The 22,879-nt window shown below is 68.1% G+C and carries 19 protein-coding genes; 5 read left to right on the top strand and 14 right to left on the bottom strand.

The genetic code is table 11. The features are described from left to right. Positions 1-180: hypothetical protein (locus ACFOSH_RS40130; RefSeq protein WP_378246348.1), on the top strand; the 180-nt coding region annotated here is incomplete at its 5' end. A gap of 90 nt (positions 181-270) precedes the next feature. After that, a complete protein-coding gene (locus ACFOSH_RS40125; RefSeq protein ID WP_378246346.1) occupies positions 271-699 on the top strand; it encodes a pyridoxamine 5'-phosphate oxidase family protein in 429 nt (142 codons plus the stop codon). A 48-nt stretch (positions 700-747) separates the two neighbouring features. On the opposite strand, the gene gcl is transcribed toward ACFOSH_RS40125, so the two are convergent. The 7 genes from gcl to ACFOSH_RS40090 all read right to left on the bottom strand — a co-directional run bounded on the left by gcl (position 748) and on the right by ACFOSH_RS40090 (position 10,032). Further along, positions 748-2,442, bottom strand: a complete 1,695-nt coding sequence (gene gcl / locus ACFOSH_RS40120) for a glyoxylate carboligase (RefSeq protein ID WP_378246344.1) — start codon at positions 2,440-2,442, stop codon at positions 748-750. Between the two features lie 3 nt (positions 2,443-2,445). Next, positions 2,446-3,333 (bottom strand): NAD(P)-dependent oxidoreductase, encoded by an 888-nt coding sequence (locus ACFOSH_RS40115; RefSeq protein WP_378246342.1) that lies wholly within the window; start codon positions 3,331-3,333, stop codon positions 2,446-2,448. Next, positions 3,330-4,157 carry a hydroxypyruvate isomerase family protein gene (locus tag ACFOSH_RS40110; protein ID WP_378246340.1) on the bottom strand — a complete coding sequence of 276 codons (828 nt, stop codon included), beginning with the start codon at positions 4,155-4,157 and terminating at the stop codon, positions 3,330-3,332. The genes ACFOSH_RS40115 and ACFOSH_RS40110 overlap by 4 nt, the downstream gene beginning before the upstream one ends. A gap of 269 nt (positions 4,158-4,426) precedes the next feature. Further along, the gene (locus ACFOSH_RS40105) at positions 4,427-5,353 is read right to left on the bottom strand and encodes a 2Fe-2S iron-sulfur cluster-binding protein (protein WP_378246338.1); all 927 of its coding nucleotides are present in this window, start codon (positions 5,351-5,353) and stop codon (positions 4,427-4,429) included. After that, positions 5,350-7,095: an NAD(P)H-dependent oxidoreductase subunit E gene (locus ACFOSH_RS40100; protein ID WP_378246336.1), complete on the bottom strand. Its 1,746-nt coding sequence runs from the start codon at positions 7,093-7,095 to the stop codon at positions 5,350-5,352. Before ACFOSH_RS40100 ends, ACFOSH_RS40105 begins: the two co-directional genes overlap by 4 nt. Positions 7,096-7,105: 10 nt before the next feature. Next, positions 7,106-9,025 carry a molybdopterin oxidoreductase family protein gene (locus ACFOSH_RS40095; RefSeq protein WP_378246334.1) on the bottom strand — a complete coding sequence of 640 codons (1,920 nt, stop codon included), beginning with the start codon at positions 9,023-9,025 and terminating at the stop codon, positions 7,106-7,108. Between the two features lie 14 nt (positions 9,026-9,039). Continuing rightward, on the bottom strand, positions 9,040-10,032 hold the full coding sequence (locus tag ACFOSH_RS40090; RefSeq protein ID WP_378246332.1) for a 2-dehydropantoate 2-reductase: 993 nt from the start codon (positions 10,030-10,032) through the stop codon (positions 9,040-9,042). Positions 10,033-10,233: 201 nt separating this feature from the next. Between ACFOSH_RS40090 and ACFOSH_RS40085 the strand changes: the two genes are divergently transcribed. Next, positions 10,234-10,962 carry a GntR family transcriptional regulator gene (locus ACFOSH_RS40085; protein WP_378246330.1) on the top strand — a complete coding sequence of 243 codons (729 nt, stop codon included), beginning with the start codon at positions 10,234-10,236 and terminating at the stop codon, positions 10,960-10,962. Here the strand turns inward: ACFOSH_RS40085 and ACFOSH_RS40080 are convergent. The 7 genes from ACFOSH_RS40080 to ACFOSH_RS40050 form a co-directional block, all read right to left on the bottom strand. Further along, positions 10,959-12,341 carry an OFA family MFS transporter gene (locus tag ACFOSH_RS40080; protein ID WP_378246328.1) on the bottom strand — a complete coding sequence of 461 codons (1,383 nt, stop codon included), beginning with the start codon at positions 12,339-12,341 and terminating at the stop codon, positions 10,959-10,961. The two genes, ACFOSH_RS40085 and ACFOSH_RS40080, sit on opposite strands and share 4 nt — an antisense overlap. 76 nt (positions 12,342-12,417) lie before the next feature. Beyond that, on the bottom strand, positions 12,418-14,547 hold the full coding sequence (locus tag ACFOSH_RS40075; protein ID WP_378246326.1) for an acetate--CoA ligase family protein: 2,130 nt from the start codon (positions 14,545-14,547) through the stop codon (positions 12,418-12,420). Between the two features lie 11 nt (positions 14,548-14,558). Further along, the gene (gene frc, locus ACFOSH_RS40070) at positions 14,559-15,788 is read right to left on the bottom strand and encodes a formyl-CoA transferase (RefSeq protein ID WP_378246324.1); all 1,230 of its coding nucleotides are present in this window, start codon (positions 15,786-15,788) and stop codon (positions 14,559-14,561) included. A 16-nt stretch (positions 15,789-15,804) separates the two neighbouring features. Further along, positions 15,805-17,544: a thiamine pyrophosphate-binding protein gene (locus tag ACFOSH_RS40065; protein ID WP_378246322.1), complete on the bottom strand. Its 1,740-nt coding sequence runs from the start codon at positions 17,542-17,544 to the stop codon at positions 15,805-15,807. Positions 17,545-17,756: 212 nt separating this feature from the next. Beyond that, on the bottom strand, positions 17,757-18,584 hold the full coding sequence (gene fdhD / locus ACFOSH_RS40060; protein ID WP_378246320.1) for a formate dehydrogenase accessory sulfurtransferase FdhD: 828 nt from the start codon (positions 18,582-18,584) through the stop codon (positions 17,757-17,759). Next, positions 18,584-19,915 carry an OFA family MFS transporter gene (locus ACFOSH_RS40055; RefSeq protein ID WP_378246318.1) on the bottom strand — a complete coding sequence of 444 codons (1,332 nt, stop codon included), beginning with the start codon at positions 19,913-19,915 and terminating at the stop codon, positions 18,584-18,586. Before ACFOSH_RS40055 ends, fdhD begins: the two co-directional genes overlap by 1 nt. A 92-nt stretch (positions 19,916-20,007) precedes the next feature. Continuing rightward, positions 20,008-20,652 (bottom strand): GNAT family N-acetyltransferase, encoded by a 645-nt coding sequence (locus tag ACFOSH_RS40050; RefSeq protein WP_378246316.1) that lies wholly within the window; start codon positions 20,650-20,652, stop codon positions 20,008-20,010. A 74-nt stretch (positions 20,653-20,726) separates the two neighbouring features. On the opposite strand from ACFOSH_RS40050, the gene ACFOSH_RS40045 reads away from it, so the two are divergent. Next, positions 20,727-21,881, top strand: coding sequence for an epoxide hydrolase family protein (locus ACFOSH_RS40045; protein ID WP_378246314.1), 1,155 nt, complete (start codon positions 20,727-20,729; stop codon positions 21,879-21,881). A gap of 45 nt (positions 21,882-21,926) precedes the next feature. Then, positions 21,927-22,742, top strand: coding sequence for a MerR family transcriptional regulator (locus ACFOSH_RS40040; protein ID WP_378246312.1), 816 nt, complete (start codon positions 21,927-21,929; stop codon positions 22,740-22,742). The last annotated feature ends 137 nt before the right edge of the window (positions 22,743-22,879 follow it).

Genomic DNA, 22,879 nt, shown 5'->3' with positions numbered 1-22,879 from the left:
CTGGTTTTTGTTCCGTCGCAAGAACAATCATCCCAAGCCAGAGGGCATTTGCGTACCCAGACACACCCCAAACACCACATCAACACCGGTGGATCCAAGCTCACCGTCCCCAATGCCACATTCGGCGCACACCTCAACGGCACGCCACGCTTGCCCTACCCCTCAAGAGAACCGTCGTAGCCACTCACGAGGCTTGATGCCCGGAATGTCCTGAACCCGGCCCGCGTTGTCGCTTCTCGTAGATCGTCAACCGAGAGAAGCGAGACACTGATGTCGTCTTTCGTCATGACCGCCGAGGAACGGGAAGCCTTCCTGAGCGAGGTCCACATCGGGGTCTTGGCCGTGGAGCGCGAAGGGCGGGCCCCGCTGGCCGTGCCGGTCTGGTACGACTACGAGCCCGGCGGCGAACTCCTGATCTGGATGGACGGCGGTTCGGTCAAGGACAAGGCGATCAAGAAGGCGGGCAGGCTCAGCCTGGTCGCGCAGTCGGAGACCTTGCCGTACAAGTACGTGACGGCCGAGGGTCCGGTCGTCGCCGACGACGCTCCGCCGACCCGGGGGCAGGCGCTGAAGATCGCGCACCGCTACCTGCCGGAGGACGAGGGGACGAAGTACGTCGATGGCGCCCTCAGCGACAACTCCGTGCTAATCCGCGTCCGGCCGGAGAAGTGGCTGAGCAACGACCAGGGCAAGGCCTGACGAACTGACGGTGCCCGGTCGCCGCAGGGCAGCGGCCGGGCACCGTCATCAGCCCGCGATCGGCTCGAACTCGACGACGCTGTCGAGCGCCTTGCCCATCGCGGCGTTCCCTTCGCGTTCGATCATGATCTCCACCAGCACCGGCCGCGAGGTCCGCTCGGCCTCCTTGCGCGCCCACTCCAGCGACGTCCGGATCTCGCCCGGCTCGGTGACTCGGGTCCCGGAGCAGCCGTAGGCCTCCATGACCTTGACGTTGTCCGTGCCGTTCTTGTCGTAGTGGATGTCGACCTCGAAGTTCATCTCGTAGCCGGTCTCGGCCTGCCGGATGAGCCCGAGGTACTCGTTGTTGAGCATGATCAGCACGAACCCGACGTCGTACTGTGCGGCCACCGCCAGCTCCTCCACCAGGAACTGGAACGAGTAGTCCCCGACGACGCCGACGACCTCCGCCTCCGGTTTGGCCTTCTTGACGCCGATCGCCGCCGGGATCTCCCAGCCGAGCGGGCCCGCCTGGCCGCAGACCTGGTAGTGCCGTGGCTTGTGCGCGCGCTGGAACTGCCCGGACCAGATCTGGTACAGCCCGATCGCGGTGACGAAGTAGGCGTCCTCGCCGTAGAACTCGTTGATCTCCTTGAACACCCGGGGCGCCTTGATCGGGGTGTCCTCGAAATCTTCCCGTCGCGGCAGGCTCTCCTTGAGTTCGCCGATCCGCCGCGGCCACGCGCGATCCCGCGCCGGGGAACGCTTCGACGCGGCTTCGATCAGCGCGTCGAGGAAGGCGCCGGTGTCCGACACGATCCCGAGGTCGGGCCCGAACACCTTGCCCAGCTGTGTCGGCTCGATGTCGACGTGGATGAACTTCCGGTCGCCGCGGTAGACGTCGAGGTCGCCGGTGTGCCTGTCCCCGAACCGCGCGCCGAGCGCCAGCACCAGATCCGCTTCGAGGAAGGCCGCGTTCGCCCAGCGCTGCGAGGTCTGGATGCCCGCCATGCCGGCGAACAGGTCATGATCCTCGGGGAAGGTCCCCTTGCCCATCAGTGTCACGCCGACCGGGACGCCGAGCAGCTCGGCCGCGGTCCGCAGCCGGTCGCTCGCGCCGCCGAGCACCACGCCACCGCCCGCGAGGATCAGCGGTCGTTCGGCGGCCAGCAACAGGTCCAGTGCTCGTTCGACCCTGGCGGGCGACGGCGTCGCCACGATGACCGGCAGCGGCGAGTCGATGCTGGAGTCCCATTCGATCTCCTGCCGCTGGACGTCGATCGGCAGGTCGATCAGCACCGGCCCCGGGCGGCCGGACCGCGCGATCCGGAACGCCTCCCGGAACACCCACGGCAGCTGGGCCGCCTCTTTGACCTGCACCGCCCATTTCGTCACCGGTTTGGCGATCTCGACGATGTCGACGGCCTGGAACGCCTCGGTGTGCAGTTTCCGCGAGTCGGCCTGACCGGTGATGCACAGGATCGGGATCGAATCGGCCTGCGCGGTGTAGAGCCCGGTGATCATGTTCGTCCCGGCGGGCCCGGAGGTGCCGATCGCGACGCCGACGTTGCCGGTGGTCCTGGCCCAGCCGTCGGCCATATGGGTCGCGCCTTCTTCGTGGCGCACGATCAGATGCTCGATGCCGCTGCCCTGCATCGCGTGGTAGAGCGGGAGGATCGCGGCGCCGGGACAGCCGAACGCGGTGTCGACGCCTTCGCTGACCAGGACGTCGACGACGGCCTGCATGGCGGGGATTCTGGGCATTCGTCACTCCTTGCTTTCCGCGCCGGACAGCGCTTCGACGACCTTCAGCAGGGCGGAGTGATCGAGCGAGCCGTGGCCCATCGCCCGTCCGGCGGCGACGAGCTGGGCGACCAGCCCGGTGATCGGCAGCGCGACGTCGGCCTGCCTGGCGGCGGCGAGCGCGATACCCATGTCCTTGTGGTGCAGGTCGATCCGGAAGCCCGGCGCGAATTCCCGCGCCACCATGGACTTCCGCTTGAGTTCGAGGATCCGGCTGCCCGCCAGGCCGCCCGCGAGGACGTCCAGCCCGACTCCGGCGTCCACGCCGGAGGCCTCCAGCAGCACGATCGCCTCGGCGATCAGCCCGTACGTCCCGCCGACCACCAGCTGGTTCGCGGCCTTGACGACCTGCCCGGCGCCATGCGGCCCGACATGGACGACGGTCTTGCCGACGGCCTCCAGGATCGGGAGCGCGGCGGCGAAATCCTCGTCGTCACCACCGGCCATGATGGACAGTGAAGCTTGCTCCGCACCGGCCTGACCACCGGAAACGGGCGCGTCCAGCACGCGGATCTCCCGTTCCCCGGCCCGTTCGGCCACTTCGATGGAGGTCTCCGGCCGGATCGTGCTCATGTCGATCAGCAGGGTGCCCGGTTTCGCCGACTCCAGCACTCCGCCCGCCGCCAGCACGACAGCCTCGACCTGCGGGTGGTTCGGCAGCATGGTGATGACGACTTCGGCGCCGGCCACGGCGTCCGTCACCCCGTTCGCCGCCCGGCCACCCGCCGCCTCCAGCCTCGCGAGCGCGTCGGCGTTCGTGTCGAATCCGCTCACCTCGTGGCCGGCGGCGACGAGATGTCCCGCCATCGGCCCGCCCATGATCCCCAGGCCGATGAATCCCAGCTTGGTCATGCCAGTCCCCTTCGTTCGAAAGGCAGCCACGACAGCGATTCCGCGCTCGGCCCGTCGGGTTTGTACTCCACGCCGACCTGCCCGCGGTAGCCCGCCGTCTGCAGCTTCTCCAGGTATCCCTCGATGTCCAGCGTTCCGGTCCCCGGCTGGTGGCGTCCTGGGGCATCGGCGATCTGCACGTGACCGATCCGTCCGGTGTGGACGGTCGTGACCGTGTCGAGGTCGTCTCCGTTGACCGCCAGGTGGTACAGGTCGGCCAGCAGCTTCACGTTGTCCCGCCCGAGTTCGTCGAGCACGTTCAGGACATCGTCCGCGGTCTTGAGCGGGTACTTCTCCGCACCCGACAACGGTTCCAGGACGATCTCCGCGTCGATCCGCGCGGCCGCGTCCGCCGCGAGCGCCAGGTTCGACAGGCCGAGCTTGTCCTGCCCCGCCGGGTCCGCGCCGTCGATCCGGTTGCCGTAGAGCGCGTTGAACCGGCGGCACCCGAGCCGTTCGCCGAGGTCGATCGCGGAGGCGACACCGCGGGTGAAGTCGTCCTCGCGGCCGGGCCAGGTGACCAGGCCTCGGTCGCCGCCCGCCATGTCGCCGGGAAAGAAGTTCAGCCCGGTCACCGCGACGCCCGCCCGCTCGACCGACGCCACGAACGCGTCGACCTCGGCGGCGTCCGGCACCGGCGTCTCGAACGGCCACCAGTACTCGACCGCGGTGAAGCCCGCCGCGCGCGCCGCCTCCGCGCGGTCGAGCAGCGGCAACTCGGTGAAGACCAGCGACAGGTTCAGCACGTAGGGCAGCGCATGACGCGAACCCGCAAGATCAGCCATCGAAACCTCTGCAATTTCGCTCTGCGGAAACTTTCTTTCGTATATCGAGAATAGCCCGCTGACCTGCCTACGGTCAACGGGCGGTATACCGGCGGGGTTCGAGGGGTGGACGCTGGACGTCAAGGGCTGCGGCGGCCGTTCGGTCGAGTGGGTCGTGCCGATACTTTCGCGTGATCGGGTGGACGGCACGTGTGATCAGACGGACGACACACGTGTCTGGACGGACGACGCTCGGCCACGGACGAGGCCACCGCGTGTCGTCCCGCTGGTCACACGCGATTCTGGACGTGCTGCCAGCCGAAGCGGCCCTTGATGCAGAGGTTCCCGTGGGTCACCGAGCTCTCGTGAGGCGAGGTGACCTTGACGATCTCGTTGTCCTGGACGTGCAGGGTGAGGTTGCAGCCGACCCCGCAGAAGGTGCAGACGGTGGTCGTCGCGGTCTGCCGGGACTCGTCCCAGGTGCCGTCCGCACGCTTGTCGTGCTCGCGCTTGAAACTCAGCGCGCCGGTCGGGCAGACCTCGACGCAGTTTCCACAGTAGACACACGCGCTGTCGGGCAGCGGATTCGCGAACTCCGTCGAGATCCGCGCGTCGAAACCGCGTCCCGCCATGGTGATGGCGAACGTGTTCTGCCACTGCTCGCCGCAGGCGTCGACGCATTTGTAGCACTGGATGCATTTCCCGTAGTCGCGGACGTAGAGCTCGTTGTCCACTTTGACCGGCTGGCGCACGGTCGCCGCCGTCATCCCGTCCGGGATCTCGTGTTCGCCCGGACGGCGCTCGTCACGGTCGTCCGAAGGCGGTGCGGGCGGCCCGAAACGCTCCGGTTCCGCACCACACTCGGCCATCCAGTCCGCGACGTCGGGAGTGGTGGACAGATCCGTGGCCGAACCCAGCAGCTCCAGCACCACCTTGCGGCTGAGCCGGGTCCGGTCGGTCTCGGTCCGCACCACCATCCCCGGTTCCGCCTTGCGGGAGCACGACGGGACGAGCGTGCGCGATCCTTCGACCTCCACCATGCAGACCCGGCAGGCGTTCGCCGGTTCGAGTGTGTCGCCGTAGCACAGCGTCGGGACGTTCTTGCCCGCCGCGGTACAGGCGTCGAGGATCGTCGAACCTTCCGGAACTCTGACCGCCTCACCGTCCACAGCGAACTCGACGAGCCGGCGCGGGAGTCCTATTTCGACGATGGTCACGATCGCTCCTCCAGTACGCCGAGCCGGTCGATCGCCGACTCGATGGCGTTCCAGGCGGTCTGGCCCAGTCCGCAGATGGACGAATCCCGCATCACCTGGCCGACTTCGCGCAGCAGCGCGAGATCGTCGCCGCCGGTACTCGGCCTGCGACCGCCGACGATCCGGTGCAGCGCCTCCTCCTGCCGCACGGTCCCGATCCGGCACGGGACGCACTGCCCGCACGACTCGTCGCGGAAGAACGCCGCGATCCGCACCAGGAATCCGCCGAGGTCAGCCTGGTCGTCCAGTGCCAGCACGACACCCGAGCCGAGTGTGGTGCCTGCCTCGCGAGCGTCCTCCATGGTCAACGGCAGGGTGGTTTCGTCCGGGCGTACGAAACCACCCGCCGCGCCGCCGAGCAGGATCGCCCGGAGTTCACGGCCTTGCGGCACTCCCCCGGCGAGTTCGAGCAGTTCGCCCAGCGTCGTCCCGAACGGCACCTCGTACACACCGGGACGCCGCACGTTGCCGGACAGGCAGAACAGCTTCGGTCCGGCCGAGCGCTCGGTCCCGACGCGGCGATATGCCTCGCAGCCCTCGGTGAGGATCAGCGGGACGTTGACCAGGGTCTCGACGTTGTTCACCACCGTCGGCTTGCCGAACAACCCCTTCTCCACCGGGAACGGCGGTTTGGTCCGCGGCTCGCCGCGGAAGCCCTCGATCGAGTTGAAGATCGCCGTTTCCTCGCCGCAGATGTAAGCGCCCGCGCCCCGCCTGATCTCGATGTCGAACGAGAAACCGCGGCGCCCCATGATGTTCTCGCCCAGGAAGCCTCTTTCCCTCGCGACCTCGATGGCGGTCCGGAGCACCTTGAGCGCACGCGGGTACTCGCCGCGAAGGTAGACGTACCCCTTCTGCGCCCCGATGGCGAACGCGGCGATCGTCATCGCCTCGACGAGCGCGAACGGGTCCCCCTCGATCAGCACGCGATCCTTGAAGGTGCCCGGTTCGCTCTCGTCGGCGTTGCAGACCAGGTACCGCGTCCGCTCGGCCTGCCGCGCGGTGGCGTCCCACTTGCGGCCGGTCGGGAACGCGGCCCCGCCCCGGCCCATCAGCCCCGAATCGGTCACTTCCCGGACGACTCCGGCGGGTCCGAGCAGCATCGCGTTCCGCAGGGCCGCGTAGCCACCAGCCGCACGGTAGGCGTCAAGGCTCCCCGGGTCGACGACGCCGACCCGGCGCAACAACCGCAGTCCCGGTTCCCCTTGTTGCGGAACGGAAACCGGCGCTTCTTCCGGTTCGGAAGCACGGACGAACTGGCCCGGAGTCGCGGGTGCGAGCAGCCGCTCTTCCGGCGGGTCGCCCGCTTGGAAGACCAGCGCGGCGGGTGCGCGTTCACAGACGCCCAGGCAAGGACTGCGCTGCCATGTGAACCCCACCGCGCCGTCGGTCTCGGTCAGGGCTTCGCACACCGCCTTCGCGCCGTTCACCCGGCAAGCCAGATCCGTGCAGACGTGGATCACGCGCGGCGGCCGCTCCTTGAGGGAGAACAGAGCGTAGAAGCTCGCCACCCCGTACGCCTCCGCCGGAGGGACGTTCAGCCGACGGCAGATGTGGTTCAGCGCTCCCTGGCTGATCCAGCCGACCCTGTCGTTCACCGCGTGCAGGGCGGGCAGCAACTGATCGCGGCCTTCGGCTCCGAGCGCGTCGACCGCGTTCCGTTCGGCGTCCGTCGGTTCGGCGTTCAGGAAGCGCAGGTCCATTCCGGACTCCTCACACGGTGGCGGGCAGCTTCTCGACCCGGATCGCGGCGGCCTTGTACTCGGCCGTCCCCGCGACCGGGCAAGTCGCCTCGATGGTGATGACGTTGACGTCGATCTCGTCCGGGAAGTGGAAGGTCATGAACGCCAGACCCGGACGCAGCCCCTCGTCGATCCGGACCGGCGCTTCGATCTCGCCCCGGCGGGACGAGATCCGCACGACCTCGTCCTCGCTGACGCCGAGCTTGACGGCGTCGGCCGGGCAGAGGTCGAGGGTCTCCCCACGACGCAACGGCGACGGGAACCCGCCGGACTGGACGCCGGTGTTGTACGAGTCCAGCCGTCGTCCGGTGGTCAACCGGATCGGGAAGTCCTCGGTGAGCAGGTCGACAGGCGGGCTGTGCTCGATCACGGTGAACGGCGCCGGGCGGCCGCGTTTCGCCGGGTCTTCTTCCCAGAGGCGCCCGTGCAGGAACGTCGGTTCGAGCTCGTCCTCGCGGTAGCAGGGCCATTGGATGCCGCCGAGTTCCTCCAGCCGCGCGTAGCTCATCCCGGCGTGCATCGGCGACAACGTCCGGAGTTCGTTCCAGACGTCCTCCCCGCCCTGGTAGTGCCAGTCGTGGCCCAGACGGCGGGCGAGTTCGCACAGCAGCTGGATGTCGTCGCGGGCGCCTTCCGGCGGTTCGAGTGCCTTGCGGACGCGCTGGACCCGGCGCTCGCTGTTGGTGAAGGTCCCGTCGGATTCGCACCAGGCCGCCGAGGCCGGCAGGACGACATCGGCCAGCCGCGCGGTCTTGGTGAGGAAGATGTCCTGGACCACGAGATGGTCCACATTGGACAGGCGTTTGATCGTGTGCTCGCAGTCCGCCTCGGACTGCACCGGGTTCTCCCCGATGATGTAGACGCAGGTCAGGTCGCCGCGCTCCATCGCGCCGAGCATCTGGGTGAGGTTGAGTCCCTTGTGCGGCGGGATGTCGGAGCCCCACGCGGCGTCGAATTTCGCCCGGACGCCCGCGTCGAGGATGTTCTGGAACCCGGGCATCCGGTCCGGGATCGCGCCCATGTCGCCGCCGCCCTGGACGTTGTTCTGTCCCCTCAGCGGATTGAGGCCGGCACCGTACCGGCCGACGTGCCCGGTCAGCAGCGCGAGATTGATCAGCGACAGCACGTTGTCCGTACCGTTGTGATGCTCGGTGATCCCGAGCGTCCACGACAGCTGTCCGCGGTCCGCGCGGGCGTAGGTGTGCGCGAGTTCGCGGATCAGCTCTGCCGGGACGCCAGTCGTTTCTTCGGCGACTTCGAGCGTCCAAGGTTCGACCGACGCCGCGAACCCGGCGAACCCTTCGGTGGCGCGTTCGATGAAGGCGGTGTTGGCCAGTCCGGAATGGATGATCTCGCGGGCGATCGCGTGCGCCAGCGGGATGTCCGTGCCGACGTGCAACTGGAGCTGCCGGTGCGCCCAGCTCGCGGTGCTGGTGCGGCGCGGGTCGATGACGAACAGTTTCGCGCCGCGGTGGACGGCCTTGAGCACGTGCTGGAAGAAGATCGGGTGGGCCTCGCGCGGGTTGCCGCCCCAGACGACGATGACGTCGGCGTCCTCGATCTCCTGGTACGACGACGTCCCGCCGCCGCTGTCGAACACCCGCGCCAGCCCGGCGACACTCGGCGCGTGGCAGGTGCGGTTGCACGAGTCGACGTTGTTGGTGCCGATCACCGCCCGGGTGAACTTCTGTGCGACGTAGTTCATCTCGTTCGTCGCCCTGGCACAGGAGAACATGCCGAAAGCCTCGGGCCCCTTGGCGTCGAGCGTGCGCCGGAACCCGGCGGCGGCGCGCTCCAGCGCCTCCTCCCAGGTCGCCGGGCGCAGCACTCCCGAGTCGCGGACCAGTGGCTGGGTGAGCCGGACGTACGGCTCGGTGTTCTTGCGCTTCATCGGGTTCCTCCGCTTCAGTGCGCTCCGACGGGAACGGCGTTCGCGGTCTGGTCGAGCAGGCCGATCGCGGCGTGGACGTGCCGCAGCGCGGGAGCGGGCACGCCGGTCAGCTCGGAGAGTTCGACGACGGCGCCGATGATCGCGTCGATCTCCAGCGGCTTGCCCGCTTCGAGGTCCTGCAGCATCGACGTCTTGTGATGGCCGACGCGCCAAGCGCCGTTGATGCGCTTCTCGACCGACACCTGGGGATCGCTGCCCGCGGCGCGGGCGATCGCGAGGGTCTCGTTCATCATCGTGGCGACGAGCTCGCGGGTGTCCGGATGCTCGCACATCTGGACCATGGTCGCCCTGGTCAGCGCGCTGAGCGGATTGAAGGCGACGTTGCCCATGAGCTTGACCCAGATCTCGTCGCGCAGGTCGAGTTCGACAGGTGCCTTCAGGCCGCCCGCGATCATCGCGTCGGCGAGCGCCGCGCATCGGGAGGTGACGCCGCCTTTCGGCTCTCCCAAAGCGAATCGGGTGCCTTCGAGATGCCGGATCACGCCGGGCTCCTCGATCACCGTCGAGCAGTAGACGACGCAGCCGATCGCGCGCCTCAGCTCCAGGACCCGGCTGACCGCGCCGCCGGGATCGACAGTCTCGACGCGACGGTCTTCGAGCGGATGTCCGGTGAGGCCGTGGAAGTACCACCACGGGATCCCGTTCTGCGCGGCGACGATCGCGGTGTCCTTGCCCAGCAGCGGCGCGATCAGCGGACCGCAGGAGGCGTACGAATTCGCCTTCAGGCCGAGGAAGACGAAGTCGACGGGACCGACCTGCGCCGGATCGTCGGTGACGTGCGGCCGGACGGTGAAGTTCCCGCGCGGGCTGAGCACCCGCACGCCGTGCGCGCGCATCGCTTCCCCGTGCGCCCGCCTCGCGATGAGGTGGACTTCCGCCCCGCCTCGGTGCAGCGCGGCCCCGACGTACGCGCCGATCGCCCCCGCTCCCAGAACAGCGACCTTCATGACGTGCCTCCCGCTCAGCCGAAAGCCAGATTGCATACAGTATCCTGTAGTCACCCTTGGCGCAATTAGTCACCTGGATGCGGTCGCTCGCGCATCTGAAGAACGCAAGTAGATGACGAATTGCGGGACGAACGGTGAAATGTCGGGATTTTGCATACCAAAACCTGTATCCTGAACCGGAACAAGTCATCCGGAGGTCCAGTGAGCCAGCCCGTTTCGCCCCTGCCCGACCGCGGCCCGACAGGCCGCCGTACCAAGGGCACGCTCAGTTCGGCGACGGCCAAACGCGTCGAGCGGCCGGCGCCGCTGCGCCAGGTCGTCTACGAAGCGCTCGCGGAGCTGATCATCAACCGGACCCTCGAACCCGGCCAGCACCTGGTCGAGGCGGACCTCGCCGAGTACCTTGGCGTGAGCAGGCAGCCGGTCCGCGAGGCGTTGCAGCGCCTGCAGAGCGAAGGCTGGGTCGACCTCCGCCCCGCGCAGGGTGCCTTCGTGCACATGCCCACCGACGAAGAAGCCGATCAGCTGCTCAGCGTGCGCACCGTGCTGGAGGCGCACTCCGCCCGGCTCGCGGCCGACAGGGCCGGCGCCGAACACGTCGAACGCTTGTGGGAACTACAGAAGACCGGCCTGGAGGCGTTGGCCGCCGAAGACACCGAAGGTCTCGTCGCGGCCAACGCCGCACTCCACGCGTTCATCACCGAACTGTCCGGGAACACCGTCCTCGCCGAGATGATCGGCATGGTCGATCGCCGGGTCCGCTGGTACTACACGCCGATCGCGCGTCCTCGCAGCCACGACGCCTGGCAGGAGCACGAGGAACTGATCAAGGCCATCGCCGCCGGTGACGCCACCGCCGCCGAACAGATCATGAGCAGGCACACCGAACGCACCCGGCAGGCCTTCCACGAACGCCCGAAAGAGGACTAAGCGGGGTTCAATTCCTGCTCTCGCCGAGGAGTCCGTGTCCGCGCACGGCCGGGCTGACGCAGCAGCAGGCTGAGCCCGGCCGCGAACAGGCTCGTTCCGCCCGCGAGGAAGAACGCGCCGCCATAACCCCACGCCACGACGACCATCGCGCCGACACCGGAGCCGACCAGGCCCGAGATCAGCTTCGAGCTGTAGACCAGGCCGTAGTTGCTGGCGTTGTTGTTCTCGCCGTAGAAGTCCGCCGTCATCGCCGCGAACAGCGGGAAGATCGCGCCGCCGCCGAAACCGGAGACCATCGAGGCCAGCAGGAACAGCGGCATGCTGCCGATCGAGCCGGACAGGTACACCGCGAACTGCGCGAGGCCGAGCACGATACAGACCATGAACAACGTCTGCCGCCGCCCGTAACGGTCGGAGATCCAGCCGATCACGCCGCGGCCGGTGCCGTTGATGATCGCCTTCAGGCTCATCGCCAGCGCGACGATCCCGCCCGCGAAACCCATCTCGTTGCCGAACGGGACCTGCATCGCGATGCCGAAGATGTTCACCCCCGCCGTGCACAGCAGGCAGAACCACATCAGCGGCAACATCCCGGTCCTGAGCGCTTCCCTGGGCGTGTACTGCTTCACCGCCGGCGGGTTCTTCAGCAGTGACCGGCGGACCCGCGGGTCGTCGGACACCTTCAGCGGGTCGACGTGTGACGGCCACCAGTTCTTCGGCGGGTCCTGGAAGTAGAAGCCGCTGACCGCGAGCACCACCGCCAGGAAGATCCCCACCACGAGCAGGACACCCGAAAAGTTGGAAAGGTCCATATAGGAGGTGAAGAGGAAGATGAAGGGCACCGAACCGTAGGCGAAGCCGCCGTTGACGAACCCGGTCTTGCCGCCCCGTCGTTCCGGATACCACTTCCCCACCATGTTGACGCAGGTCGCGTAGACCAGGCCCGCCCCGCCACCGCCGAAGAACCCGAACCCGAGATAGGCCCAGAAGGCACTCGGCGCGTAGGCCAAGGACAGATAGGCGAGCAGTGTGCCCGCGGCGCCGAGCTGCATGGCCACCTTGGCGGGCAACTTGCCGTTCTCCCGCATCTTCCCCGCCGGGAAGGCCACGATCGCCTGGAAGAACACCCAGACCCCGAGTAGCCAGAAGATGGTGGCGCCGTGCCAGCCGTGTGCCGCCGACAGCGTCTCCTCCGCCGACGTGAACGCGTATTCCGAGGAACTGATGGCCATCATGGCGACCCACGGCAGGATCACCATCGTCCATCGTGGACGGCCCATGATGTCGCGATCGGTTTCGCCGACCCGGTAGGTCCGGCCGTTCGCATCGGTTACTTCGCTGTATGTTCCGGGTGGTTGAGCCGCGGTCGATGACGTCATTGTCATTCTCCTTGGGTCGGTTGGGACCGGAAGGCCGCGGGAAGGGCCCGGACGACCCCACCCGCGACGTCGGGAATCAGCCGAGCAGTCCTGCCGAACGTGCCCAGCGATACTTCGCACCGAGCACGGCCACCGGTTTCTCCGTCGTGTAGGGATAGGCGACGACGCCGTGCTGGTAAAGGAAATCGCTGGCCTCTTCGACCTCGACGTCGCCTGCCAGCGAGGCGACGACGGGCTTGTGTATCCCCTTGGCGCGGTATTCGGACACCACTTCGGAAACCAGTTCCGCGAACACCATCGGCGGGGTGACGATGGTGTGCCAATAGCCGAGGATCAAAGCATGGATTCGCTCGTCCTCCAAGCCGAGCGCGATCGTGTTCCGGTAGGTGGCAGGTGGCTCGCCGCCGGTGATGTCGATGGGGTTGCCCGCCGCGCCGAACGGCGGGATGAACTTCCGGAACGCCGTGTCGAGATCGGGCGGGATCTCCATCAGGTTCAGCCCGTTGTCCACGCAGGCGTCGGAGAGCAGGACACCGGACCCACCCGCGCCGGTGATGATCACGACGTTCTCACCTTTCGGTGTCGGCAGCAACGGTATGCCGCGCGCGAATTCGAGAAGGTCGTTGAGCCCTGGTGCCCGGATGACACCGCTCTGCCTCAGGATGTCGTCGTAGACCTTGTCGTCGCCGGCCAACGCCCCGGTATGCGAACTCGCCGCTTTCGCTCCCTGGGTGGTCCGTCCCGCTTTGAGCACGACGACCGGTTTCCGCGCCGAAACCCGTTTCGCGGTTTCCGCGAACGACCGGCCGTCTTTCAGGTCTTCCAAATGCATCGCGATGAGTTCGGTGTTTTCGTCGTGTTCGAAGAACGTGAGCAGATCGTCCTCGTCGATATCGGCCTTGTTGCCGACACCGACGATCGAGGAGACACCCATTTTCGCCGACCGGCTGAACCCGAGGATCGCCATCCCGATGCCACCGCTCTGCGAGGAAAGCGCGACCCCGCCCTTGACGTCGTACGGCGTGCAGAACGTCGCCGACAGATTCTCGGGCGTGTAGTAGTAGCCGTAGATGTTGGGCCCGAGGATCCGGACACCGTGCCCCCGCGCGATCGCGACGACCTGGTCCTGCAGTGCGATGTTCCCGGTCTCGCCGAACCCGGACGGGATCAGGATGGCGCCCGCCACCCCTTTCCGGCCCGCTTCCTCCAGCGCGGCGGGGACGAACTTGGCCGGGATCGCGAATATCGCGACGTCGACATCGCCCGGCACGTCGGAGATGCTCGGATAGGCCTTGTGGTCGAGGATCTCCGCGGCCTTGGGGTTGACAGGATGGATCTCCCCCGCGAACCCGCCGTCGACGAGGTTCTTCATCACCGAGTTGCCGATCTTGCCCGCCTCGGCGGACGCGCCGATCACCGCGATCGACGCCGGTTTCATGATCCGCGTCATCGACGCCAGGATCTCCTCCTGGCTGAAGCGCACGGGCTCCCGCGCCGCTTCGGGGTCCACCAGGATCCGGACGTCGACGGCGGTGGCCCCGTCGGCGGTGGCCAGCACCGGGTTGAGGTCGACTTCGGCCAGCTGCGGGAAGTCGGTGACCAGGGCGCCGACGCGGGTGAGCACCTCGGCCAGGGCGTCCCTGCTCACCGGCTCCGCGCCGCGCACCCCGCGCAGGACCTCGGCGGCCGCGATCCCGTCTATCATCGAAAACGCCTGGTCACGGTCGAGCGGAGCGAGCCGGAACGTGACGTCCTTCAGCACCTCGACCAGCACCCCGCCAAGCCCGAAAGCGACGATCTTGCCGAACGTGCGATCGGTGGTGGCGCCGACGATCACCTCCTGCCCGCCGGTCAGCAGCTGCTGTACCTGGACACCGGTGATGCCGGCGTCGGCGTCGTACGCCTTGGCGTTGCCGACGATGGTCCGGAAGCCGTCCGCCACCGCGTCCGCCGTCGCGAGACCGACCAGCACCCCGCCCGCCTCCGTTTTGTGGAGGATGTCCGGGGACACGATCTTCAGCACCACCGGGAGGCCGATCTCCTCCGCCTGCGCGACGGCTTCTTCGGCGGTGGTGGCCAGCCGTTCGTGCGGGGTCGGGATCCCGTAGGCCTCGCACACGTCCCTGCCTTCCGGCGCGGTCAGCGACGACCGGCCCTCGGCGGCGACCTTCTCGAGGATCTTCTCGACGATCTCTTTGTCTGTCACGAAGTTCTCCCTCAGATCACGCCGGCCGCACGCAGCCGGTCCAGGTCGTCCGCGCCGTAACCGAGTTCGCCGAAGACCTCCGAGTTGTGCTCACCGAGCAGGGGCGAGCGCTCGACCTCGACCGGCGAATCCGACAGCTTCAGCGGGCAGCCCACGGTCTTGAAGGCACCTCGTTCGGGGTGCTCGACCTCGACGACCGTGCCCAGTTCGGCCAGCGTGGCGTCCTCGGCGAGTTCCCTGGTGGACAGGATCGGGCCGCAGGGGATGTTGTGGGCGTTGAGCGCCTCCATCACCTCCCATTTGGTGTGCTTCTCGGTCCACTCCTCGATCATCCCGAACGCTTTGTCCAGTTTGGACAGACGAGCTTCGGGAGTGGCCCAGTCCGGGTCCTCGGCGAGTTCGGGTTTCCCGATCAGTTCGGTGATGGGCTGCCAGCCGACCGGCTGGATGATCACGTAGATGTAGTCGTTCGGCCCGCCCGGCGCGCATTTCACCGCCCAGCCCGGTTGCCCGCCGCCGGAGGCGTTGCCCGAGCGCGGGACCTCGTCGCCGAACACGTCGTTCGGGTACTCGTTGAGTGATCCGTGCGCGAGACGCTGCTGATCGCGGAGCTTGACTCGGCAGAGGTTGAGCACCGCGTCCTGCATCGCGACCTGGACCCGCTGCCCTCGGCCGGAGCCGGTCCGCTGGTACAACGCGGCCAGGATCGCGGCGACCAGGTGGATGCCGGTCCCCGAGTCGCCGATCTGCGCGCCGGTCGCGGTCGGCGGCCCGTCCTCGAACCCGGTGGTGCTCATCGCGCCGCCCATCGCCTGCGCGATGACCTCGTAGGCCTTGAAGTCGGCGTACCGCCCGGGTCCGAACCCTTTGATCGAGGCGTAGATCAGCCGAGGGTTCAGCTCCGCGAGCCGCTCCCACGGGAAGCCGAACCGGTCGACCACGCCGGGTCCGAAGTTCTCGACCAGGACGTCCACACTGGACACGAGCTGCTCGAAGACCTGCTTGCCCTGCTCGCTCTTCATGTTCAGGGTGATGCTGCGCTTGTTGGCGTTGAGCATCGTGAAGTAGAGGCTGTCCACTCCGGGCAGGTCACGGAGCTGTCCGCGCGTGATGTCGCCGCGGCCCGGCGTCTCCAGCTTGATCACGTCCGCGCCGAGCCAGGCCAGGATCTGCGTGGACGAAGGTCCTGATTGGACATGCGTCATGTCGAGGACACGGACGCCGTCGAGTGCCTTTCCCATCGGTGATCCCTCCCGGCTACTTGTACATGGTCTGGTTCATGGTTCCGGGCGCGTACACGTCCGGGTCGATCCAAACGTTGATGAGCGAGGGCTTTCCGGACTCGCGGGCACGCAGCAGCGCCGGGCCGATGTCCGCGGGGTCGCGCACCGCCTCGCCGTGCCCGCCGAGCATCCGCGCGAACTCGTCGTACGGGACGTCGCCGAGCGTGTTGCCGACCCGCTGACGGCCGGTGCCGTACTTCGCCGCCTGGCCGTAGCGGATCTGGTTCATCGACGAGTTGTTGCCGACGATCCCGACGAACGGGAGGTCGAACCGCACCAGGGTTTCGAAGTCCCAGCCGGTCAGGCTGAACGCGCCGTCCCCGAACAGCGCGACGACCTCCTTGTCCGGCCGCGCGTGTTTCGCGGCGAGGACGAACGGGATCCCGACGCCGAGGGTCCCGAGCGGGCCGGGGTCCATCCAGTGTCCCGGCGCCTTCGGCTGGACGACCTGCCCGGAGAACGTGACGATGTCGCCGCCGTCGCCGATGTAGAGCGAGTCTTCGGTGAGGAACTCGTTGATCTCGTGCACCAGCCGGTACGGATGGATCGGGCTCGCGTCGGAATGCTGGAACGGCAGGCGTTTCCGCTTCGCCTTCTCCTCGACGGCTTGGAGTTCCTCCAGCCAGGCCTTGCGCGCCACCGCGCCGTTGTCGACCCGGCCGGTGGCCGCGTCCGCGACCGCGGCGAGCACCTGCCCCGCGTCGCCGACGATGCCGAGGTCGACGTCCCGGTTCTTCCCGACGGTGCGGTAGTCGAGGTCGATCTGCACCACCGTGGCCTCCGGAGAAAGCCGCTTGCCGTAGCCCATGCGGAAGTCGAACGGCGTGCCCACGATGACGATCACGTCGGCGTTGTCGAAGGCATACCTGCGCGAGAGCTGGAAGTGGTGCGGGTCGCCGGGCGGCAGGGTGCCGCGGCCGGCACCGTTCATGTACGCGGGGATGTTCAGCCCCCGCACCAGTTCGGTGGCCGGTTCCGTGGCGCGCGTCGTCCACACCTGGCTGCCCAGCAGGATGGCCGGCTTCTTCGCGTGGACCAGGAGGTCCGCGAGCTTCTCGATGTCGGCCGGGTCACCGGCGTTCCGCGTGGACGCCCGGTACCGGCCCGCCGAGGGAACCCGCGCCTTGACCACCGGGACCTTCGCGTCGAGGACGTCACGGGGGATCTCCAGAAAGGACGGTCCGGGCGCGCCGTGGTAGCACTCGCGGAAGGCCATCGAGACCAGGTCCGCCACCCGCGCGGTGTCCGGGACAGTCGCGGAGAACTTGGTGATCGGCGCCATCATGTCGACGTGCGGGAGGTCCTGCAGCGACCCCATCTTGTGCTGGGTCAAGGCTCCCTGCCCACCGATGAGGAGCATCGGGCTTTCCGCTCGCAGGGCGTTCGCGACACCGGTCACGGCGTCCGTCGTGCCCGGTCCCGCCGTGACGACCGCGCAGCCGGGCCGTCCGGTGATCCGCGCGTAGCCGTCGGCCGCGTGCGCCGCCACCTGTTCGTGCCGGACGTCGATGACCTTGATGCCCTCGTCGACACAGCCGTCGTAGATGTCGATGATGTGCCCGCCGCACAACGTGAAGATCGTGTCGACGCCCTCCGCCTTGAGCGCCTTGGCCACCAGGTGACCGCCGGAGATCAGGTCCGGAACGGGCTCGGAACCGTTGGTGCTGGCCTTCGCCGTGGTGTCCCCCGCAGCGGTGCCGGTCGTTGGCGCCATCGTTCAACTCCTCTTTCTCGCACGCCGGACCTCTCTGATCCGTGCGCTCGTTTCCGGTTCTGCTCCGTCCGCCCGGCCCCTGCTCGAAGCCCCTGGTCGCGGCAGACTGTAGATTGCATACCGTATGAGGTAGTCATAGCTTTACTCTTCGAGCGCTTCGGTGTCCAGGGCCGCAAGCAGGTTTCTCCACCACCCGCCGGAGGCCGGCGAGGTCAGGCCAAACCGAGGCGATCCGGACGGCTGTAGACGTTCATCGACGTGCCCCGCAGGAACCCCACCAGCGTCAGGCCCATCTCCGCGGCGAGGTCCACCGCCAGCGACGAAGGCGCGGAAACCGCTGCCAGCAAGGGAATCCCGGCCATGACGGCCTTCTGCACCAGTTCGAACGACGCCCGCCCGCTGACCATCAGCACCGTCCCGGACAGCGGCAGCCTGCCCTCGCGCGCCGCCCAGCCGACCGCCTTGTCGACGGCGTTGTGCCTGCCGACGTCCTCCCGCAGGCACAGCAGGTCTCCCCCGGCGCTGAACAGGCCGGCCGCGTGGAGCCCGCCGGTGCGGTCGAAGACCTGTTGCGCCGCACGGAGCCGGTCCGGCAATCCGGCCATCGTGGACGGTGTGATCGCCAGCTCGTCGCCGTCCACCGGCCAGGTCACGGTGGTCCGCACGGCGTCGAGGCTCGCTTTGCCGCACAGTCCGCACGACGACGTCGTGTAGAAATTACGCTCCAGGGACGCATCCGGCGGGTCGACGCCGTCGGCGAGGACGACGTCCAGCACGTTGTAGGTGTTGGACCCGTCGGCCGTCGCCCCCGCGCAGTAGCGGATCGAGTGGATGTCCTTGCTTGAACGGGAAACCCCTTCGCCGACAAGGAAACCGGCGGCCAGATCGAAGTCGTGCCCGGGAGTGCGCATCGTGATCGTCAGCGGCCTCCCGCCGACACGGATCTCCAAGGGCTCCTCGACGGTCAGGGTGTCCGGGCGGGTATCGGGCACACCGTCGACGACGCGGACCACGCGCCGTCTGCTCGTCACGCGACCCATCAGCGGACGATCGGCAACAGCGACTTCGGCCTTCCTGGCTGCGAGAGCCGTCCGCCGAGCACCGCGCCGAGAACGCTGAGCGCCCCCGCCACCGCGAACGCGCCGAGGTAGCCGTGCGTGGACACGACGAACGCGGCCAGGCCGACGCCCAGCACCGCCCCGACGGCCTTCGCGGTGTACAGCACCCCGAAGTTCTGCAGCGCCGACTCCTCGCCGAAGTAGTCGCGGACCAGCGACACCAGCAGCGAGTAGCAACTCCCGTTCCCGAGTCCCGCCAGCGCGGCGCCGACGACGAGTCCTGCCGCGTGATCGCCCGAGTAGAGCAGCACGAACTGCGCGATCCCGCCCGTGGCCAGTGCCAGGCGCAGGATCCGACGCCGGCCGAGCCGGTCCGAGAGCCTGCCGAGCAGAACCCGTCCGGCACCGGTCACCCCGGCGAGCACCGCGAGCGCGACGGCGGCCAGTACCGGCCCGCCGCCTTGGGCGGCCACGAAAGTCGCGAGATAGGCGACATCGAAGAGCAAGACGGCGGCGGCCAGCACGACGATGAGGTACATCGCCACCGCGGCGGGACACCGGAGCACCTCCCCCGGCCGGTACTCGCGCAGCGCGGGCCGGTTCACCGCGATCCCGCGGTTGCGTACTTTGTCGGCCGCCCACGCACGAGGATCCGGCCGCTCCGGCCACCAGCGCGGCGGCGGGTCGCGCAGCAGGACCGAGGTGCTCGCGATCATCATGAGCACGACGACCGCGACGACGTCCAGAACCGGCCCGCGGTTGTCCTCCGTCAGCCAGAATCCCGCAGCCAGCACGAAGACCACGCTGCCGTAGGCGAAGGCGCCGCTGACGACCCCCACCCGCGCCGGGACACGGTCGGGGAACCAGTTCATCACCGTGCCGACGCAGGTCGCGTAGACGATGCCCGTCCCGATCCCGCCGAGCACCGAATAGCCGACGAACATCGCGACGAGGTTGTTCGCGTGTCCCAGGGTGAACATCCCGGCGGAACAGAGCACCCCGCCGATGATCACCGCCACCGCGGGCGGGAACATCCCGCGCTCGCGCAGCCGGGCGGCCGGGTACACCGCACAGGCCTGGCACACCGTCCACAGCGCGAAGGAGACGACCACTTCGGGGAACGTCCAGCCGTAAGTGGTCATCAGGACCGGTGCGACGACGCCGAAGCCGTACTGCTGGATCCCCGCGGCGAACATCGCGGCCCAGCTGAGCCACAGGATCCACGACCGGGGTTTGCCGAGCAGGTCCACGTCACTTTCGCCGACGCGATACCGGCGTCCGTAGTGGTCTCGCAGGATTCGAGGATCGGGCATGGTCCCACCCCGCTCACGGCAGATTGTATACAGTATGTAGTTTGGTTATAGCAGCCCTCCGCCCGGAAGTCCACGCATCGCCGAGCCGGACGTCAGCCGAGACCCAGGACCGGCAGGCACTCCTGGACACCGACCAGTTCGATGTCGTCGCGACGGCTCCGCTCCCAGACGTCCCGGGTCAGCCGCCAGCACTGGATCAGCCCGACCTCGCCGCGCCGGGTGTCCCACGTGGTGCCGTTCTCCTCGTAACCCAGCGCTCGGGACACTCGGTTGGACGCATGGTTGTCGGCGAAGGCGTCACTCGAGGCCTCCTTCGCGCCCAGCCCGGCGAACGCCAGATGCAACACGGCCGCGCGCATCTCCGCCCCGAGCCCGCGTCCGCGCCGTCCCGGCGCCAGCCACGAGAAGCTCGACACCGTCCCGAACTTGGCGAAATCGGTCCCGATCAGGTCCTGCATCCCGATCGGCTCGCCGTCCAGCAGCACGACGAAGTACAGCCGCCAGAAGTCCGGGGACACGCGGGCACGCCCTGCCCAGATCCCCCGCAGCCACCGCCATTCGCGGTCGGGATTGTCCGCGTACAAGGAAATCGGGTCGTCGAACGGCCAGGGCGCGGTTTCCGCGACACCGGCGCGGACGGTCGGGACCAGACGCTCCAGCAACTCGTCGGTCGCGCCGGCCAAGGTCAGTCGTGGCGTCCGGACCTCGATGTTCAGTGGAGGGTACGTGTGGCTCACCCTCAGGACGGTAAGCGGACGGAAGCGCCCGGCGCATCGGATTTTGTCGGACGTCCTTGTTAGCGTCGGCGGGCATGGAGACCACTCCCTTTCGAGTCCGGATTCCGGAGGCCGATCTCGAAGACCTCCGCACCCGGCTCCGCCGCACCCGCTGGCCCGAAGACGAGACAGTCGAAGACTGGTCGCAAGGGGTACCCGCCGCGTACCTGCGTGAGCTCTGCTCCTACTGGGCGGAGACCTACGACTGGCGTGCCGCGGAAGCGCGGCTCAACGCGATTCCCCAGTTCCGCACCGAGATCGACGGGCTCGGCATCCATTACCTGCACGCCCGTTCCCCGCATCCCGGCGCACTGCCGCTCATCCTCAGCCACGGCTGGCCGGGGTCGGTCTTCGAATTCCTCGACGTGCTCGGCCCGCTCACCGATCCGGTCGCCCACGGCGGCGACGCGGCCGACGCCTTCCACGTAGTCGTGCCTTCCCTGCCCGGGTACGGCTTCAGCGACAAGCCCGCGAAGACGGGCTGGTCGATCCAGCGCATCGCCGACGCGTGGATCCACCTCATGGACGGCCTGGGTTATGAACGCTACGGCGCCCAAGGCGGCGATTGGGGCACGAGCATCACCACGCTCATCGGGCGGACGGCGCCCGAGCGCCTGGCCGGGATCCACCTCAACCCGCCGCTGGCGGCACCGGATCCGGCGACGTTCGGCGAGCTCACCGAAGCCGAGCGGAAATCGCTCGACGATCTCGAACGCGGGAACGCGGACGGGTCGGGTTACGCGAACCTGCAGCGGACGCGGCCGCAGACGATCGGCTACGCGCTGACCGACTCACCGGTCGCGCTGTGCGCGTGGATCGTCGAGAAGTTCCAGGCGTGGACGGATTGCGACGGCCGTCCGGAGAACGCGCTGAGCCGGGACGCGATGCTCGACGACATCACGCTCTACTGGCTGACCGGCACCGGCGCCTCGTCGGCCCGGTTGTACTGGGAGAGTTTCGCCGAGGTGTCGAGCTGGTTCACCGAGTCCATTGTGGACAAGATTGCCGTGTCGACGGGCTGTTCGATCTTCCCTCGCGAGTCGCCGCGCCCGTCCCGACGCTGGGCCGAACGCCGGTTCACCGACATCCGGTACTGGAACGAACTGGAGCGAGGTGGCCACTTCGCGGCCTTCGAGCAGCCGGCCGTGTTCACCGAGGAGGTGCGATCGTTCTTCCGGCTCGTACGGTGACCGCTTGACTGTGACACCGTGTCAGGCTGTCCGGTGGGAGGCATCATGTTCAGCATCGGAGATTTCGCCAAGCACGGCCGGGTGTCGGTCCGGATGCTGCGTCACTACGACGCCATCGGGCTGCTGCGGCCCGCCCACGTGGACCCGTTCAGCGGCTACCGTTCCTACACCGGCGACCAGCTGGCCCGGCTCAACCGGGTGATCGCGCTCAAGGATCTGGGCTTCACGCTCACCCAGGTGCAGGAGATCCTCGACGCGGAGATCGGCGCGGACGAGTTGCGCGGGATGCTGCGGTTGCGCCGGGCCGAACTCGAAGCGGCCATCACCGCCGACGAGGCACGGCTCAAGGCCGTCGAAGCGAGGCTCCGATCGATCGAAAGCGAGGGAAGCATGCCTTCCGAAGACGTCGTCGTCAAAAGCCTGCCCGCGGTGCGCGTCGCCGAGCTGACCGGGACGGCGAGCGGATACGTGAACGAAGAGATCGGGCCGGTCGTGCAGGGGCTGTACAAGGACCTGTTCGGTGCGCTCGGCCCGATCACGCCGTCGGGACCGCTCATCGCCTACTACGAGGACGACACCGACGGCGAACGGGTGCTGATCCACGCCGCCGTCCCGATCGCGGCCGACACCGACGGCTCCGAAGGATTCTCGACGGTGAGCCTCGCCGAAGTGGCGACCGCGGCCACGATCCTGCACCGGGGCTCAATGGAGACTGTGCTCTCCAGCTACCAGGCGCTGGCGAAATGGATCGACGCGCACGGATACCGCGCGAACGGCCTGGCGCGGGAGTTCTACCTCGAGTGCCCGGGTGACGGGGACAAGTGGGTCACCGAGTTGCAGCAGCCGATCACCAAGGCCTGACGTGTGTCATGAAAGGGCGTTCAAGACATTTTTCGATGCTGTTGGTTTATTCGGGGTGGTGGCGTCTACGCTGGTCAGGGTCTTGTGATGATCGCGGATCTGTGGAGTGTGGCTGCTGATGTCGTTGAAGCCGGTGC

Source organism: Amycolatopsis speibonae, assembly GCF_042647925.1.
In the GTDB taxonomy this organism is placed as follows: Bacteria; Actinomycetota; Actinomycetes; order Mycobacteriales; family Pseudonocardiaceae; genus Amycolatopsis; species Amycolatopsis speibonae.
Note: the sequence above shows the minus strand (reverse complement) of the source record. Positions and strands in the feature narration are given on the sequence as shown.

What these genes read in the sequence shown, in the direction of transcription:
- ACFOSH_RS40065 (WP_378246322.1), bottom strand. Translation starts at nt 17,544, where the DNA reads ATGGCGCCAACGACCGGCACCGCTGCGGGGGACACCACGGCGAAGGCC.
- ACFOSH_RS40090 (WP_378246332.1), bottom strand. Translation starts at nt 10,032, where the DNA reads ATGAAGGTCGCTGTTCTGGGAGCGGGGGCGATCGGCGCGTACGTCGGG.
- ACFOSH_RS40045 (WP_378246314.1), top strand. Translation starts at nt 20,727, where the DNA reads ATGGAGACCACTCCCTTTCGAGTCCGGATTCCGGAGGCCGATCTCGAA.
- ACFOSH_RS40100 (WP_378246336.1), bottom strand. Translation starts at nt 7,095, where the DNA reads ATGGACCTGCGCTTCCTGAACGCCGAACCGACGGACGCCGAACGGAAC.
- fdhD (WP_378246320.1), bottom strand. Translation starts at nt 18,584, where the DNA reads ATGGGTCGCGTGACGAGCAGACGGCGCGTGGTCCGCGTCGTCGACGGT.
- ACFOSH_RS40115 (WP_378246342.1), bottom strand. Translation starts at nt 3,333, where the DNA reads ATGACCAAGCTGGGATTCATCGGCCTGGGGATCATGGGCGGGCCGATG.
- ACFOSH_RS40110 (WP_378246340.1), bottom strand. Translation starts at nt 4,157, where the DNA reads ATGGCTGATCTTGCGGGTTCGCGTCATGCGCTGCCCTACGTGCTGAAC.
- frc (WP_378246324.1), bottom strand. Translation starts at nt 15,788, where the DNA reads ATGGGAAAGGCACTCGACGGCGTCCGTGTCCTCGACATGACGCATGTC.
- ACFOSH_RS40040 (WP_378246312.1), top strand. Translation starts at nt 21,927, where the DNA reads ATGTTCAGCATCGGAGATTTCGCCAAGCACGGCCGGGTGTCGGTCCGG.
- ACFOSH_RS40095 (WP_378246334.1), bottom strand. Translation starts at nt 9,025, where the DNA reads ATGAAGCGCAAGAACACCGAGCCGTACGTCCGGCTCACCCAGCCACTG.
- gcl (WP_378246344.1), bottom strand. Translation starts at nt 2,442, where the DNA reads ATGCCCAGAATCCCCGCCATGCAGGCCGTCGTCGACGTCCTGGTCAGC.
- ACFOSH_RS40055 (WP_378246318.1), bottom strand. Translation starts at nt 19,915, where the DNA reads ATGCCCGATCCTCGAATCCTGCGAGACCACTACGGACGCCGGTATCGC.
- ACFOSH_RS40080 (WP_378246328.1), bottom strand. Translation starts at nt 12,341, where the DNA reads ATGACGTCATCGACCGCGGCTCAACCACCCGGAACATACAGCGAAGTA.
- ACFOSH_RS40125 (WP_378246346.1), top strand. Translation starts at nt 271, where the DNA reads ATGTCGTCTTTCGTCATGACCGCCGAGGAACGGGAAGCCTTCCTGAGC.